Origin of the sequence: Haloferax gibbonsii ATCC 33959, from assembly GCF_000336775.1 — an archaeon.
Classification (GTDB): Archaea; Halobacteriota; Halobacteria; order Halobacteriales; family Haloferacaceae; genus Haloferax; species Haloferax gibbonsii.
Genome location: NZ_AOLJ01000005.1, coordinates 24932 through 40622, shown reverse-complemented (window position 1 = coordinate 40622; position 15691 = coordinate 24932). Strand labels below are relative to the sequence as shown.

Sequence of the window (15691 nt, the reverse complement as noted above, 5' to 3'; positions counted from 1 at the left end):
ATCTTATATATCTTAGTTCATTTCAATATTGTATACTTATCTACTCAGCCAGTGATTCGCATCACGGTCGGCGTCTCGCCGTGTGAAAATTAAGTCGTGACGGCCGCCGGCTGACCGCCGTCGATTTCAGAGCCGAGTACCACTTCATTTATATCACGCGGAAGGCACTTACAACGTATCTCCGACCGACGCATGACGCTCTCTACTTCCTCCCATCTCACTCGGACTCGACAGGCGCTCGTCGTACTCGTCGTCGCGGCGCTTTTCGTCCCCCTCGTCGGCCCGGTCGCGGCCGTCGAAAACGAGACCAGCACGACGTTCGTGGAATCGGACATCACCGCGGATACGACGTGGACGCCGGAGGATGGCCCCTACCGGATCATCCAGAGCGTCCACGTAGACCCCGGGACGACGCTGACGATACGACCCGGAACCGACGTTCAGCTCGCCGAGGGAATCACACTCTCCGTCGACGGCTCGCTCGTCGTCGACGGCACAGCGGACCGACCGGTAACGGTTTCACGGTCCGCGGGTGCCGCGGCCGACCGCCGGTGGGCGAGCATCCGCTACAACGGGACGAGCGAGTCCCGGCTCGTCGTGCGCAATACGACCCTGCAGGGCGGGACGAGCGGCATCACCGTGGCCCGCGCAGACGGTTCGATTACGATTACCGACTCGACGTTCCGGGACTTCTCGAACGCCGGGCTGTCGGTCGGCGACACCGCGTCGACGCCCCGGATTACCATCGAGCGGTCGACGTTCCGACGCATCGACGGGCACGCGGTTCGGGCGACGCCCCTGACGGGCGCGACCGGCGAGACCTCGATTACGGCGTCACCCGCGGAGCGCGATGAGCGGTCGAACCACACGCTGTCGCTCGATGCCGGCGTCGGCGTGACCTTCGACACGATAGAACTCCGGTACGCCGACGCCGGATCCGTCGACGACGTCGACGCGGAGAGCATCGCCCGCATCGGTCTCGACAGCAACCGAAACGGAACGATAGAGCGGTCGTTCGACTCGTTCGTCACGGACGTCTCGGCGCGGGACGGTCGCGTGCGAATCTCGCTGTCGAGGCCGGTCAACATTCCGAGCGACGGCCGACTCCTCGTGGAGTACGGCGACGTGGTCAACCCGGAGACGCGCGGAATCTACCCCGTTGCGGTCGACCTCCGGAACTCGGGGATTCCGCAACTCTCGGACGGCGTTCGGGGCTCGCTCGTCGTCGGAAACGTCACGTCGCCGGTCGACGAGCGCGCCGCGTCCACGACGCGCGTGCGACAACTCACCGTTCGCGAGTCGACGTTCCGCGATATCAACGGGAGCGGTGTCTTCGCCGCCGCCGACAGCGTCGACCGGCTCTGGGTGTTGAACAGCGATATCTCGGCGACTGCGGGGAGCGGAATTGCGGTTCGCGCGGCTCGGAGCGATTCGACGTTGTTGAACAACGAAATCACCGCGGATGACGCCGGCATCCAACTCGACGCTCGCGACGAGACGACGGCGAGCGTGGTCGGAAACGAGGTTCGCGGCGCTCAGACTGGCATCCGTATCCGCCAGTCGGGGACCCAACTCCCCCGGCCGGGTGCGGTTACCATCCGTGACAACACGCTCGCGGACAACGTCGGTCACGGCGTCGACCTCACCGCTCGCAGTCTCGAACTGAATCTGCAACTCACCGACAACGCGATTCGCGGTAACGGCGGGGACGCCGTCCACGTCAACAACTGGCTGACGAGGGGGAGCGACGTTCGCGGGAACCGCCTCGTCGAGAACGGCGGCGACGGCTTCGCCCTCGATGGGACCGTCGTGTCGGGTCTCACACTGGCGGACAACGCTGTCCGGGACAACGGAGGAGCGGGACTGGAGCTCCGGACGGGAGCGGCGGCACGCGAGGTCGCCGTCCGGAATAACACCGTCCGCGATAACGGGGGTCACGCCGTTTCGGTCCGCTCGGACCTGATTATTCACCGGACGAACGTCAGCGAGAACCGACTGGCGAACAACGCCGGCGCGGGGCTGCTCGTCGCCAGCCCGATAACGCACCGCGGCGAGCTTTCGGTCGCCAACAACACTATCGCCGCCAACTCCTACGGCGTCGTCGTCCGCGGGGTCGTCGAGACCGACGTCCGGGACAACGACATCGTGTTCAACACGAACGCCTTTGCGGACCCGGTTCCCGTTTCGAGGGTGACGCCGGGAACGGGGGTGTACGTCGCGGAGGGGGCGTCCGGTGCGATCATCAACCAGGCTGAGTCGACGGTTCCGCTGGAAGAACTCGTCGCCAATCCCGAGTTGACACAGCGGCTCACGGTCGCTCGGCTCTGGGACGACACGGTCGTCGTCCTACGGACGGACGGCGAGAGCGAGACGCGGAGCGCGGAAGCCAGCGCCCTGACGATTCGTCGCGTGAGCGGCGCGCTTCCGACCGGCATCGGGGTCCAAACGGCCGGCGAGGGAACCAGGACCCACCACGTCGTCAACAACAGTATCTACGGCCAAGACCGCGGTCTGACGGTCGATATCGAGCGGCTGATCAGCGCGAACGCGACCGCCCGAATCGTGGTGGACCCGATTCGCACCGTCGACGCCGAGTCCAACTACTGGGGCGCTGCCAGCGGTCCGTATCACTCGTCGATTCTCCCGTCCGGAGAGGGGAACCCCGTCGTCACCGAGCGCGGCTGGGTCGATTTCACTCCGTTCCGAACCGCGGCACCCGAGGAGTTGTACACTCGGCCGACTGCCCGAATCGACGCCCCGGCGACAGCGACCGCCGCGGACGACCTCCGACTGTCCGGGGCCGGCTCGACGAGCGACACCTCCCCAGTCGGTCGCTATCACTTCTTCGTGAACGGGACCGAGCGGGTGCAATCGACCCCCGAACTCAGCGTCACGATGAGCGAGCAGCCCCTCGACGTCGGGTTAGCCGTCGAGAGCCGACTCGGTATCGACAGCGACACCGTCACGGCGACGATTGGTGTCGCGGCGCCCGAAGCGACTCCATCGGTGACGACGGCGGCCTCGCCGAACACGGCGGGGGCGACGACCACGTCTCAGTCGCCGACGAACGATTCGACCGACGACGGGTTCCTCGGCGGACTGGCCTCGATGTGGGGGCTTCTCGGAAGCGGGCTCTACGTGGGTGCGCTGGGTCTCGGCGGCTACGGGATGGCGCTGACGCTTCAGCGTCGGTCGCCCCCGGTGAGCGGCCTTCGAATACAACTGTTGGCGGGCGCGGCCGTCCTCGTCTGGCTCGTCGGCGGCCTCGTCGGTACCGCTTCGCTGATCGGCGTCGGTCTCGCCGCGGGTGTCGCGTGGGCCGGACTCACCGGCGTCGCGTACGTCTTGGCGATGCGAGGATGAACGCGGCCAACGCGCCCCACGACGACCGCGGCGGGGAGAGTCCCACCACGCGACGGCGTATCGTGACGTTCGGCCCCGCGGCAGCAGGCGTGTCACGCTGTGGTTCTGTCGCGTGTCCTACCTCAATCAGTGCAAAACCGGAATAGAAGCGGTCGTTTTAGTGTGTGAATTGAACAATCTCGTCGGCCGAACTCTCGATGTGTTGTTGTGGATAATAATATTCGAATGTAATCTGTGCCCATTTGTGATTTCTAACCCCACAAACCCGGAGTATACTATTGGTAATGTAAATAATCCGAATATTTTAGATTATTCTGAGCTCGTAGTAGTGCTCACACATAGAACTATGCTAAGATTAGTCTGAATCAGTCACCAATCCTCTAAGAGAGCGAGCCCACCGGCCGAACGTGGTGAATACACTCCACGCCATCGACCATCGTGACCCACACGGCAAAAGGAATATAACCGTAATTCTCTTCGGTACAAGCATGCGAACCTGCGAGCTCACAGCTGTTAGTGAATTCACACTTGTCGAGCGAGACCTCCCGACAATCGCCCCCGACGAAGTCCTGGTTCGAATCGACCGCGTCGGCATCTGCGGGTCCGACTTACACTACTACCAACACGGGGAAAACGGGGGCAACGTCGTCGAGTTCCCACACGTCCTCGGTCACGAGGCCGCCGGTACCGTCGTCGAGGTAGGCGACGAGGTCTCCCGCGTCGGTCCCGACGACCGCGTGGCAATCGAACCCGGTCTCCCGTGCGGAGAGTGCGAGTACTGCGCCGGCGACGACACCTACCACCTCTGTGAGGATATGGAGTACATGTCTTCGCCGCCGGTCGAGGGCGCGCTGACCGAGTACGTCGCGTGGCCCGCCGAGTACCTGTACGCGCTTCCGGACTCGGTGTCGCTCCGGGAGGGCGCGCTCGCGGAGCCCCTGAGCGTCGCGATGCACGCGTGTCAGCGCGGCGGCGTCTCCGACGGTGACACGGTGTTGGTCACCGGCGGCGGCCCCATCGGTCAGCTCGTCTCGGAAGTCGCGATGGCCCGCGGGGCCGAGACGGTCGTCCTGACCGACGTCGTCCCCGAAAAGCTCGAACTGGCCGAGTCCCGCGGCGTCGACTACGCGGTCGACGTGACGGAGTCCGACCCCGTCGAGACGATTCACGAACACGTCGACGAACGCGGCGTCGACGTGGTCCTCGAGAGCTCCGGCTTCGGCGGCGCCATCGAGACGACGACCGAGGCCGTCAAACGCGGCGGCACCGTCGTCTTCGTCGGCATCCCCCTCGAACCCGAGTTCCCCACCGACATCGTCGAGACCATCGGCCAAGAGTACGACCTGAAGGGGTCGTTCAGGTTCAGTAACACGTACCCGAAGGCCATCGAAGGAATCGAGACGGGCCGGTTCGACGTGGACAGTATCGTGACCTTCGAGTCGTCGTTCGAGGACACGCAGGCCGCCTTCGACCGCGCGGCCGAGCCCGAGGAAGTAAAAGGCGTAATCCGCGTCAGCGACGAGTTATAACGCGTTGTCGTTGTAGCCGCCGTCGACCGTGATGACCGCGCCCGTCGTGAACGACGCCGCGTCGCTGGCGAGGTAGACGGCCGCGCCCGCGATTTCGTCCGGCGTCGCGACGCGCTCCATCGGCGTTCCCTCGTCTATCTTCTCTCGCAGTTCGGTTCCCTCGTTGAAGCCGTCGCCCGCGAGCGGAGTCTTGACGAACCCCGGTTCGATGGCGTTGACGCGAACGTCGGGCGCGAGGTCGGCCGACGCGGCGCGCGTGAGCCCGTTCACGCCGCTCTTCGCGGCGCAGTAGGCCGGGCGCTCCTCGCGGGCCTGCCGTGCGGACATCGAGGAGATGTTCACGATACTTCCGGACTCCATCTCGCGGCCGAAGACGCGGCACGCCCGAAAGACGCCCGTCAGGTTCACGTCGATGTCTTGGTTCCACTGGTCGTCGCTCATCTCCGAGACGGACGCTCTCGCGACCGACCCCGCCGAGTTCACGAGGATGTCGATGTCGCCGATGGCGTCGCTGGCGACCTCGTAGAGGTTCTCTATCGACTCGTTGTCTCGAACGTCGCACGTCACTTCGGCCGTCTTCGCGCCGCGGTCGCGGAGCTCCTCGGCGGTCTCCTCGACGGCGTCCGCGCTGCGACTCGTCGCCACAACGTCGGCACCGTCGTCGGCGAAGGCGAGCGCGATGGCCCGACCGATGCCGCTCGTGCCGCCGATGACGACCGCAGCGCTATCCGATACGGTAACCGTGGGTGATGTCTCCACCATATCCGATTCCACCGACTACGGCATGCTAACTCTTGCGGTCGGCAGACGAACTCACGAACCGAACCGCTTCCGTTCCGTCGTCTACGCGCCGGCGGTGGCCGCTGTAAAAAGAAATTGGAGCGCCGCTCAGGCGAGCCCTATCGCGCGGGGCAGCCAGAGGACGAGCTCCGGGAAGACGATAATCGACAGGAGGGTCAACAGAAGCGGCAGGTAGAACGGGACCATGTGCCGAGTAATCCGTTCGAGCGAGACGCCGGTGACGGCGTTGAGCACGAACAGGATGACGCCGAACGGCGGCGTGAGCAGGCCGATCATCAGCGTGACGATCATCACGACGCCGAAGTGAATCGGGCTGATTGCGGTCTGCTCGACGATGGGGAGGAACACCGGCGTGAGGATGGTTATCGCCGCAATCGTCTCCAGCATCAGCCCGACGATGAACAGGACGCCCGCGATGAGCAACATGAGCACGAGCGGGTCCGTCGAGACGCCCGTGATGGCCTGTGCGAGAATCTCCGGGAGCTGTGCGCGCCGGATGAGAAAGCCGTACAGGGACGCCGCCGCGACGATGAACGTGAGCGTCGCGGTGTGGGTCATCCCCTCGTCGAACGACGCGACGAGTTCCTCACGGGAGAGGCCGTCGTAGAAGACGGTCCCAATGATGAGCGTGTAGAACAGCGCGACTGCGCCCGCCTCGGTCGCGGTGAACCAGCCGCCCAGAATCCCGCCGATGATGAGCGCCGGAGTGCCGAGCGCGGGCAGCGCCCGGTAACAGGTCCGGCCGATTTCGCCGAGCGACCACCAGTCGCCCTTCTCGTAGCCGTTCCGATGGGCGTAGAAACTACACAGCGCCATCAGTCCGACGCCCATCACCAGCCCCGGGACGAGTCCGGCGATGAACAGCGTGCCAATGGAGACCTGCGCGAGAATCCCGTAGATGATGAGCGGGACGCTCGGCGGGATAATCGGGCCGATGATGGACGACGACCCGGTGACGGCGACGCTGAATCCCTGGTCGTATCCTTCCTCGCGCATCGCGCGGTACTCGATGGCGCCGAGGCCCGCGGCGTCCGCCGCGGCGGTCCCCGTCATTCCGGAGAAGATGATACTGGCGACGATGTTGACGTGGGCGAGCCCGCCGCGAATCGGGCCGACGATGGCCTTCGCGAAGTCGAAGATGACGTCCGTCAGACCGAGCTTGTTCATCAACAGCCCCGTCTGGAGGAACAGCGGAATCGCCAACAGCACGAACGAGTTGGTCCCCGAGACCATCGTCTGGGCGACCAGAAGCGGCTCGAACGGAATCGACGTGGTCCACATGAGGATGAGACTCGTCAGCCCCAGCGCGTACACGACGGGAACCTCGAACAGGTACAGGACGAGGAGAACGCCGATGAACAGCCCGAGCAGAACGACATCGGCCATTATCGGGTCCCTCCCTGAAGCGGGCGCGTCTCGGCGCGGAGGCGGTGCTCACTCTGCATTTTCGTCTTCTCCTTTGATGTCCTCGATGATCGTTTCTGGCGCGACGGCGACGAGCCACAGGTCGCGAAGCGCGTAGATACCGATACAGACACCGCCGACGACGGCGGGAACGTACAGCCACGCTTCGGTGAACGGCGGGTGCGACGGGAGCGCTCCCATCCCGAATCCCCGGTTCTGTAGGTACAGCGGGTACGCTCCCGAGACCATGACGCCGACGAACGCGAGGATGAGGAGCGTCCGAAGACCGGTCAGCACCCGGATGACGCCGTCGGAGAGCCGCGAGACGAGGAGGTCGAGCGAGATGTGCTGTCGCTTTCGACTGGCGACCGCCGCGCCGAAGAACGTGATGTACACGAGCAGCATCTGCGAGAGATTGACCGTCCACGGGAGACTCGACCCGAGTATCGAACCCAGGACCCAGCGGGTCAGAATCTGTAACCCGACGACGAGTATCATCAGCACGTAGAGTGCTAACGCGATGGATGTGACCAACCCGTCGAAAAGCCGGCCGAGTTTCGTTGCGAGATTTACTTCTTCCATGGGTGCTCTACGAGTAAGCGTCCGCTCAAATGTTTCGCACTTCTTCGAGCGACGGTTCCCAGTTCTCCTCGAACTGCGTTTGGAGCGGTTCTTTCGCCGCCTCTAACCACGCGTCTCGGTCGGGTTCGACCACGTTCATTCCCTGTTCTTTCAGCGCTTCGATGGCCTGCGACTCCGATTCAGCGATGCTGCTGCTGAGCTCTTGGATGCTCGACGTCAACGAGTCGACCATCGTCGTCTGGTCCTCGTCGGAGATGTCCGACAGCGCCTGGGTGCCGAGCGTGAACCACCCCGTCGACGCGAGGTGCTTGGTCAGCGTGTAGTAGTCCTGCACCTCGTACAGCGAGGACGACCGGACGGTCTCGGCGGGGTTCTCTTGGGCGTCGACGACGCCCTGCTGCAGCGCGCTGTAGAGTTCGTCGAAGGCGACGGTGGTCGGACTCGCGCCGATGCCGCTCCAGATGTTCACCCACGGAGTGAGGTCGGGCACCCGCAGGTTGGTTCCCTGAATGTCCTCGGGCGTCTCGAAGGCCTTGTTCCCGGACGTGTGTCGGTAGCCGCGGTACACCGGCTCGTTCACGAGCATCTGTTTACCCTGCTCGCGGAGACGCTGTCGGCCGTCGTCGAAGAACTCCGTCTGGAAGGCGCGTCGCTGCTGTTCCCAGCCCTCGAAGACGAACGGCGACTCGACCCAGAAGTTCTTGGGGTCGTAGTCGATGACCCAGCGCGTCCCGATGATGGTCCCGTCGATGGAGCCGATTTGCGTCTGTTCCATGACCTCCTTTTCGCCACCGAAGGACTCTTCGATGGTGATCGCCACTCGCCCCTCGGTCTCCGATTCGACGGAAGAGGCCCACTCCTTGGCCATCTCGTTGATGACGTGCCCGCTGGGGAAGACGCTCCCGATGATGAGCGACTGGCTCTGACCGCCGCCACCGCTCTCCGTCGTATCGGTGTCTGAGTCATCCGAACCGGTCGTGCCGTCGGTTCCGGAGCCGGAACCGCCGCCCATGCAGCCAGCCATCGATGCGATTGCCCCGGTGCCAGTGAGTAGCCCGAGCTGTTCCATGAAGCTCCGTCGGCTTTGTCTACGCATACCATTCACAACGATTCTACACTGGTACTTATATCTATCGCAATAATTCATTTTAATAATATATCATAGGATAGATGTCAACTGCTCTGGATAGTGCGACTCGCTACTCGCCGCAGTCGCCGGCAGTCACCGGTCGAGTCGAGGCGAGGCCGACGGTCGGGCTACGGCGTTACTGTCCGCGTTCGATGAGGCCCTTCATGTAGCCGATTGCGAACAGCCGGCCCATGTCGGTGTACCCCGCGTGGGCTTCCGCTCGGTCCTCCTCGCCGAGCATCTTGGGGACGTGGTCGGGGCGAATCGCCCCGTCGAAGCCGATGTCTTGGTACGCTTCCATCGCCGCCGCCATGTCGGTGGGCCCGTCGTCGTGCCACGTCTCCACGAACGACTCGGGCGTCCCTTCGACGTCGCGGAAGTGGACGAAGTGAATCCGCTCTCCGAGGCGTCGAATCGCCGACGGGACGTCTTCGCCCATCGCGGCGAAGTTCCCCTGGCAGAACGTGACGCCGTGGTTGGGGCTCTCGTGGAGTTCCAAGACGCGCTCGTACCGTTCGAGCGACGTGACGAGGCGGGGAACCCCCCGAAGCTCCTCGACCGGCGGGTCGTCCGGGTGGAGCGCCATCTTGACGCCCGCCTCCTCGGCAACCGGAACGACCTCGTCCAGGAAGTACTGGAGGTTGTCCCACAGTTCTTCCTCGGTGATGCCCGCCGCGGGGTGGTCCTCGGCGCGCTCCATCCACTCGTGGTCGTACCCGGTGACGAGCGAGTCACCGCGGTCCGGAATCGAATCGGAGGTTCTGAGGACGCCGACGGGGTTTTCGGTCCACACCCAACAGTACACGTCGATGCCGAGGCGTCCCATGTTCCGAAGCAGTCGTTTCACCGTCTCGATCTCCTCGTCTCGACCCTCCTGACCGAGGACCGTTCGCTCCATGGGCGGGCGGTCCTCGACGACGTCCAGTGAGAATCCGTGGTCTGCGAACCGATTTCGGGTTTCGAGTAACGTCTCGTACTCCCACCAGTCGTCGACGCCCCAGAACCGTACGACGGCGCTTTCGACGCCGAGTTGCTTGGCGAGGGTCCACCGTCTGTCCGGGGAGGGAGGCAGCATCACTGCTGGATTCATACACTCACATCCCAGACTCACTCCAAGTAAAAGCGTTTCGCACAGATGTCGGCGTCGTCGTCCGGTGAACCACCGAATCGTCCCCTAGAGCCACTCTACAGCCAGTTTCGAAACCATAACGTATCTTCGTGAGATTCCAATCCACTCATGGTGGACCGACTTCGTCCGAATCGATGAAACGACCGGGAGACGGCGCTCAGTCGTACGCGTACTTGACCTCGATGACGTTCTTCCGGTCTCTGAGCGCCGGGAACAGTTCGTCCACGATTCGGTCGTCGTTGAACCGCTCTTTCGGTCCGGAAAGCGACACCGCGCCGATGACCGACCCGTCGCTGACCAGCGGAACCGCGATGGACCGAATCCCGTCTCTCCGCTCTTCGTCTTCGAGCGCGTACCCCCGCTCCCGTATCGTCTCGAGTTCTTCGAGGAGCGCGTCCCGGTCGCTGATCGTGTGGTCGGTCTTCGTCGGGAGCCCGTACTCGTCGACGATTTCGGTCACCCGCTCGCCGGGGAGTTCCGCGAGAATCGCCTTTCCGAGCGCGGTCCAATGCATGTGGGTGAACTCGCCGATCGGCGCGTTGTCGTACACCGCCTTGTCGCCCTCGGCCTGGTAGACGATGACCCGCTGTCCGTTCTCCTCGACGCCGAGATTCGCCACCTCGCCGGTCGACTCCGCGAGGTCCTTGATTTCGGACCGCGACGCGCCGTACACGTCCAAGCGCCCCCGGGTGATGCTTCCGTCGCGGAGGAACCGAAGGCCGAGTCGGTACCCGTGTTCGTCCTTGACGACGTACCCCGCCGCCTCGAGGGTTTTCAGATGCACGTGCGCGGTACTGGTCGGCACCCCGAGCGCGTCCGCGACGTCGTTAATCCGCACCGTTCCTTGCTCTCGCAGAACGCCGATTACCCGGTACGAGCGCATGACCGCCTTCACGCGCTTGCCGCCGCCTTCGCTTTCGTTAGGTGCCATAGTTCGCCTTTCGGAGCGGGACAGATAAATTCTACTGATGGTGGAAACGTCCCACGGAGTCGGGAGCTACCGCGGCCGACGCCGTCGCACGCGGGTTTGCCCTCGCTTCCGTCGTACCGATACCGTGGGGTGGCTCTCTGGTGATTGACGAATGTTCATAATTAATCCGAATCGCTGAGTGATTCGCCACGAAAGATTCGATTCCCGTTCAACTAGACACGTGTGCTCACGCGGCACACCGAGAACAGAGGCGCTCGTTCACGTCACTTGACTCTACTATTAGTAGAATCGCAGTCCGTCGCGAACAACCCGGCTCCGTCGACGATTCCGGTTTCGGACGGGTTCACCAGCACGAAACGAGCCGACGGGACACGCGAACTCCGCCGCTCGCGTCCCGGCCACACGTCCGTCTCTGCGACGTCACTTCGACTGGAATCTGTCGTGCATAACAGGCCTACCCGTGTAACCCCGGGGTGGGTTCGGGCATCTCCTCGAACAATTCGGTTTCAGCGGTTGCGATTACAGAGCTACGTCTGTCACGGGAGGGTCGTTTCGGACCGCAACTCGGGGTCACGGTGCCCGAAGTCGTCGGTACGAGTCCGGGAGGCCCCGCTCGTTCTCGCCGGACAGGCCGACGACGACGTAGTCGGCATCCCGACCGACGTAGGCGAGGAGCCTGCGAACGTGCTCGGCGTCGATGGCCTCGACCGAGTCGAGAACGAAGAACGGGACCTCGTCGGACACCTCGTGGACGAGGTAGCCGGCGACGGCGAACACGAGACCGATAAGCTCGCGCTCGGAGGTCGGGAGGTGGTCGATAACGTCCTCGTAGACGGTGCCATCGTCCGTCCGGCGCTCGATGTGCGGGACGAACCGCCCCGCGGGAGTCGCGCCCGCGTCATCGAGGGAATCTCCGTCGCTCCGTCGCTCGATCCAGAAACGGGCGAGGCGGTCGTATTCGAGGGCGTCGAGAACGTCCGCCATTCGGTCGTTGAACGCCGAGACGGCCGCGCGTTCGAGCCGTTCGATACGACCGCGAAGCTCGCCGATTCGGTCGTCGATTCCGTCCTGCCGCGCTTCGAGGTCCGCCCGCCGGTCGAGTTGGGCTTCGAGGGAATCGAGGTCGTCGACGACGGCGGCGCGCTCCTCGCGTCGCCGTTCCAACTCGAACTCGACCCGGTTGACCTCCCGGTGGGCGGCGAGGACCGCGGCGCGGTCGTCCGCCTCCGCGGTCCCGGCGTCGCGTCTCAGGTCGGCGATGCCCGATTCGAGGTCGTCGCGTCGGGCTTCGAGGTCCTCGACTCGCGCCCGGCGCTCGGCGCGCTCGCGGCGTAACTCCTCGCGCCGTGTTTCGAGGTCGCGTCGCCGTCGTCGCTGGTCTTCGAGTTCCGACCGGCGTTCTTGCAGTCGTTCGAGACGCTCGGTGAGTTCGGCGCGCTCCTCGCGACGGTCGTCGCGGAGCGTCCGGAGTTGGTCGAGCGTCGATTCGATGCTCGCTTCGGGGACCGAGGTCCCGCACGTCCAGCAGACGACCCGGTCGGCGTCGTCGGGCCCGCCCTCTTCGCCCGCGCTCGCGGCGACGGGCGATACCCCCGACGTGAGGAACTGCTCGTTGAACCGTAACGTTCGCTGAACGTCGGTGATGTCCGCGTCTAACCGTCGTTTTCTCTCGCGCGACTCGGAGAGCTCGTCGGTCAGGTCGTCGAGTTCGCCGGCGGGGTCGGTGGGGCACGACGCGAGTTCCGATTCGACTTCGTCGAGTTCGGCGTCGAGCGCGTCGAGCGACTCCCGCTCGGCTTCGAGTTCGAACTTGGCGTCGTCGAGCGCCGCGTTCAACTCCCGTAATCGGTCCGCTCGCGCCTCCGCGTCCGGCGCGTCGGTGTCGGTTTCCCTCCGCGCGTCAGCGTCGGGGTCGACCGCCGACGGCTCGATGCGAGCGAGCGCTTCTCGTCGGTCCGCCAACTCGGCTTCCAAGCGCTCGACGGCCGCGTCGAGTTCGTCGCGGCGCTCGCGGAGTTGCGGGCGCTCGGATTCGAGCGCGGACAGCTCCGCGATTCGGTCGTCTAACTCGGCGCGCTCGGCGCGGAGGTCGGCGATTTCCTCGCTGACGGCGTCGGTATCGACCGAGTGCGTGACGAACTCCCGCAGGTCGCGGTCGCCGGTCACCGCCTGCCGGGCCTCGTTGGAGCCGAGCAGGAACGCGAACAGGTCCGCGGTCGTCGAGTCTTCGAGATACGGGTCGCCGGACGCGACGACGCGGTCTCCCTCCCTCACGAACGCCCGCGTGTACACCTCGCTCTCGACGGCGAGTTCGACCCGGCCGCCGTCAGCGCTCTCCTCAAACGGGGGTTCATCGCTTCCCAGCGCGGCCGCGAGACCCCACAGGAGCGGTGTTCGGTCGGCCTCGTTCCGTCCCGCGACGACGGAGACGCCGGGCTCGAACTCGACGGTCGCGTCGTCGAGACCGGCGAATCGCGCGACGGTCAGGCGGGCTGGTCCGTTCGTCGTGGCCATACGATGTTCGACACGGGGGTCCGTGAAAACAGTTGGTGACGCTTCCAAAACTCGTTCCAACGCTATCATTGGAACGTGTTTCTTGTCCCGAGCGCCACGAACTCGTTCCACAGCTGTCGATGGAACGCTTTTCGACCCGAGGACTCGCGAGAGTTCGGTCGTCACCGGTCGCTCGATACCGCGGTTCGGAGCGCGCGAACCGGACTACTCGCAGTCGCAGCCGCCCCGGTCGATGAGGTCTTCGACCGTGTACTGGGAGTTACAGCCCGGGCAGTGGACGCGAACGTCGACGTACACCTCGGCGGCGTCGGGAGCGAAGTCGAGTTCGTCGGCGGCCGCGAGGTCGGACAGCGACTTGTCGGTGACGCGCTCGACGCGACCCAGCAGGCGTCGAATGGTCTGGGACCGGCGCGCGCGGAGATTACCGTCGTCGCGGTCGGTCCCCGACGGCGGCGTCACGCCGCGGTACGAGGTGAGATACGTCCGCATCGCCCGGTGCGAGACGAAATCGGCTTCGAGTCGCTCTACGTCGACGCCGGCGCGTTCGAGTCGGCGGACCGCCTCCGTTCGCGCCCCACTCGAAACGCCGTCGTCGGTGAGCACACGGTACAGGTTCTCGACCTCGCCGTCGATGACGCGCTCGTTCCGTTCGTCGAGCGCCGCGCGGAGGAACCGTCGGTTGAACGCGTCGGCGAGGTCACGGAGACTCGACCGCGCGTCCGCCTCGGCGGTCCAGCGCCGTTCGAGCTCCGCGCCGAACCCGTCGAGACCGCGCTCGCGGAGCAGTCGGCTGACCTTGCTCTCGGGGCCGCGCTTTCCACCCGGGGAGTCGTGTGGGTCGCTCACTACCGACTGCTATTCGGGGAGTACACATATGCTTGACGCGCTGTGAGACGCGATACCGGGGAAGGTCAAAGAGGGTACAAAGGCGAAGTCGAGACGGGGCGTCAGTAGTTAGCGGCGTCGCCGCGGCCGGTCGACGCCCCCCGACCGGCCGGCGATTCGCGGTCCGAGTGCACGGCGGCGAAGTCGTCTCGGTCGTCCGCGTCGACGCCCGCCACCGGGTGCGACGCCGAGGGAGACGACTCGGTGTCACTGAGCCCCTCGGCGACTCGGTCGGCGGGGGAGGTCGCGGCGTGTCCGGCGAGCTTGAGCCTGACGGCGACGGTGACACCGCCATCGGGGTCGTTTTCGACCGCGACGGTTCCGTCGAACTGCTCGACGAGCGCGGCGACGAGCGAGAGACCGGACCGAGACTCGGGAGAGCCCGCGACGGTCTCGCCCGCGTCCGGGAAGGTGCCTTCCGGGAACGGCGGGCCGTCGTCGGAGATGCGGACGGTCACGGTCTCCGCGCCGCGCTCGGCGCGCAAGCGGATTCGCGGAGGTTCGGCGTCCGCCCGCTCGACGGCCGTGACGAGGAGGTTTCGGAAGACCGCGGAGAGCATGCTGTGGGCGAGGACGTCCACCTCGGGAAGGTCTCCGGAGACGACCACGTCGGCGTCGTGCGCGGCGCGGACCTTCCGAAGCTCCGTCTCGATGGTCTCGGCCAGCGGCTTCGGTTCGAGGTCGGCGGTCCGCTCCGAGGTGAGCACGTCGGTGAACTGCGCCGTGCTCTCGGTGAGGTCGATGATGCCGTTGCTCGCGGCGACGATGTTCTCCAGTCGCTCGTCGGCCGCCGACCCCGCCTCCTTCCGCACGACCGACGCCCACCCGCGGATGACCAGCGCGTCGTTTCGGATGTCGTGGTGGAGGACGCGGTTGAGGACGGCGAGCTGCTCGCGCTGTTGGCGGAGTTCGGTCTCCCGTCGCTGTCGCGCGACGGTCCACCGGTAGAGGCCGAACACGAGGAGCGCCGCGCCGACCGCCTGCGCGCCGTCTTCGAACAGATAGCTGAACCAGACGGGCTGTTCGACGAACTCGTCGAGGAAGTCGGTTAGCGCGAACAAGTACGAGGCCGCGACGCCGCCCGCAAGCGGGTAGAAGACGGACGGGTCGCGTACTCGTCGGACCACGAACAGGCACGCGAAGAGGACGGCGACGACGACGCCCTCGCCGACGAGGTCGAGCGCCGTCGTCGTCGGGTCCGGCGGGAGCGCCACGACCTGCGCGCCGACCGGGATAACCGACCCGACGGCGACTACCCACGGGAGGTATCGCTGTGCTGCTCCGGTGGGTTCCTCGCCCGTCGATTCCGGTTCGTCGGCGGATACGCTCTCCGCCCGAGCTTCGGAGTTCATCTCGGGACACCTCGCCCCGAGCGTCTCCCGCGGACGACCGCCGGCTTCTGTCTCGTTCGCATACTCTCGTTG

At 65.3% G+C, this 15691-nt stretch carries 11 protein-coding genes; 2 read left to right on the top strand and 9 right to left on the bottom strand.

The window, feature by feature from the left end; all coding sequences use genetic code 11:
• Positions 1–192: 192 nt before the first annotated feature.
• Both C454_RS01465 and C454_RS01460 read left to right on the top strand, forming a co-directional pair.
• Positions 193–3363, top strand: coding sequence for a right-handed parallel beta-helix repeat-containing protein (locus C454_RS01465; protein WP_004971876.1), 3171 nt, complete (start codon positions 193–195; stop codon positions 3361–3363).
• A 488-nt stretch (positions 3364–3851) separates the two neighbouring features.
• Positions 3852–4892 carry an NAD(P)-dependent alcohol dehydrogenase gene (locus tag C454_RS01460; protein ID WP_004971875.1) on the top strand — a complete coding sequence of 347 codons (1041 nt, stop codon included), beginning with the start codon at positions 3852–3854 and terminating at the stop codon, positions 4890–4892.
• Here the strand turns inward: C454_RS01460 and C454_RS01455 are convergent.
• The 9 genes from C454_RS01455 to C454_RS01415 form a co-directional block, all read right to left on the bottom strand.
• The gene (locus tag C454_RS01455) at positions 4887–5654 is read right to left on the bottom strand and encodes an SDR family NAD(P)-dependent oxidoreductase (protein ID WP_004971873.1); all 768 of its coding nucleotides are present in this window, start codon (positions 5652–5654) and stop codon (positions 4887–4889) included. The genes C454_RS01460 and C454_RS01455 overlap by 6 nt on opposite strands.
• 126 nt (positions 5655–5780) lie before the next feature.
• Positions 5781–7079, bottom strand: coding sequence for a TRAP transporter large permease (locus C454_RS01450; protein ID WP_004971870.1), 1299 nt, complete (start codon positions 7077–7079; stop codon positions 5781–5783).
• A 48-nt stretch (positions 7080–7127) separates the two neighbouring features.
• Positions 7128–7679: a TRAP transporter small permease gene (locus tag C454_RS01445; RefSeq protein WP_004971867.1), complete on the bottom strand. Its 552-nt coding sequence runs from the start codon at positions 7677–7679 to the stop codon at positions 7128–7130.
• 25 nt (positions 7680–7704) lie between these two features.
• On the bottom strand, positions 7705–8775 hold the full coding sequence (locus C454_RS01440) for a TRAP transporter substrate-binding protein (protein ID WP_239639873.1): 1071 nt from the start codon (positions 8773–8775) through the stop codon (positions 7705–7707).
• Between the two features lie 169 nt (positions 8776–8944).
• Positions 8945–9898, bottom strand: coding sequence for a mannonate dehydratase (locus C454_RS01435; RefSeq protein ID WP_231608335.1), 954 nt, complete (start codon positions 9896–9898; stop codon positions 8945–8947).
• A gap of 196 nt (positions 9899–10094) precedes the next feature.
• Positions 10095–10868 carry an IclR family transcriptional regulator gene (locus C454_RS01430; RefSeq protein ID WP_008096797.1) on the bottom strand — a complete coding sequence of 258 codons (774 nt, stop codon included), beginning with the start codon at positions 10866–10868 and terminating at the stop codon, positions 10095–10097.
• A 570-nt stretch (positions 10869–11438) separates the two neighbouring features.
• Positions 11439–13382: an archaea-specific SMC-related protein gene (locus C454_RS01425; RefSeq protein ID WP_004971858.1), complete on the bottom strand. Its 1944-nt coding sequence runs from the start codon at positions 13380–13382 to the stop codon at positions 11439–11441.
• Positions 13383–13586: 204 nt separating this feature from the next.
• Positions 13587–14228, bottom strand: coding sequence for a rod-determining factor RdfA (gene rdfA / locus C454_RS01420; RefSeq protein WP_004971857.1), 642 nt, complete (start codon positions 14226–14228; stop codon positions 13587–13589).
• A gap of 101 nt (positions 14229–14329) precedes the next feature.
• Positions 14330–15619 (bottom strand): sensor histidine kinase, encoded by a 1290-nt coding sequence (locus C454_RS01415; protein ID WP_004971856.1) that lies wholly within the window; start codon positions 15617–15619, stop codon positions 14330–14332.
• Between the last annotated feature and the right edge of the window lie 72 nt (positions 15620–15691).

Bases quoted from the DNA above. Each gene is read 5' to 3' on its own strand.
- C454_RS01460 (WP_004971875.1), top strand. From the start codon at position 3,852: ATGCGAACCTGCGAGCTCACAGCTGTTAGTGAATTCACACTTGTCGAG.
- C454_RS01465 (WP_004971876.1), top strand. From the start codon at position 193: ATGACGCTCTCTACTTCCTCCCATCTCACTCGGACTCGACAGGCGCTC.
- C454_RS01440 (WP_239639873.1), bottom strand. From the start codon at position 8,775: ATGCGTAGACAAAGCCGACGGAGCTTCATGGAACAGCTCGGGCTACTC.
- C454_RS01450 (WP_004971870.1), bottom strand. From the start codon at position 7,079: ATGGCCGATGTCGTTCTGCTCGGGCTGTTCATCGGCGTTCTCCTCGTC.
- C454_RS01415 (WP_004971856.1), bottom strand. From the start codon at position 15,619: ATGAACTCCGAAGCTCGGGCGGAGAGCGTATCCGCCGACGAACCGGAA.
- C454_RS01430 (WP_008096797.1), bottom strand. From the start codon at position 10,868: ATGGCACCTAACGAAAGCGAAGGCGGCGGCAAGCGCGTGAAGGCGGTC.
- C454_RS01425 (WP_004971858.1), bottom strand. From the start codon at position 13,382: ATGGCCACGACGAACGGACCAGCCCGCCTGACCGTCGCGCGATTCGCC.
- C454_RS01455 (WP_004971873.1), bottom strand. From the start codon at position 5,654: ATGGTGGAGACATCACCCACGGTTACCGTATCGGATAGCGCTGCGGTC.
- C454_RS01445 (WP_004971867.1), bottom strand. From the start codon at position 7,679: ATGGAAGAAGTAAATCTCGCAACGAAACTCGGCCGGCTTTTCGACGGG.
- C454_RS01435 (WP_231608335.1), bottom strand. From the start codon at position 9,898: ATGAATCCAGCAGTGATGCTGCCTCCCTCCCCGGACAGACGGTGGACC.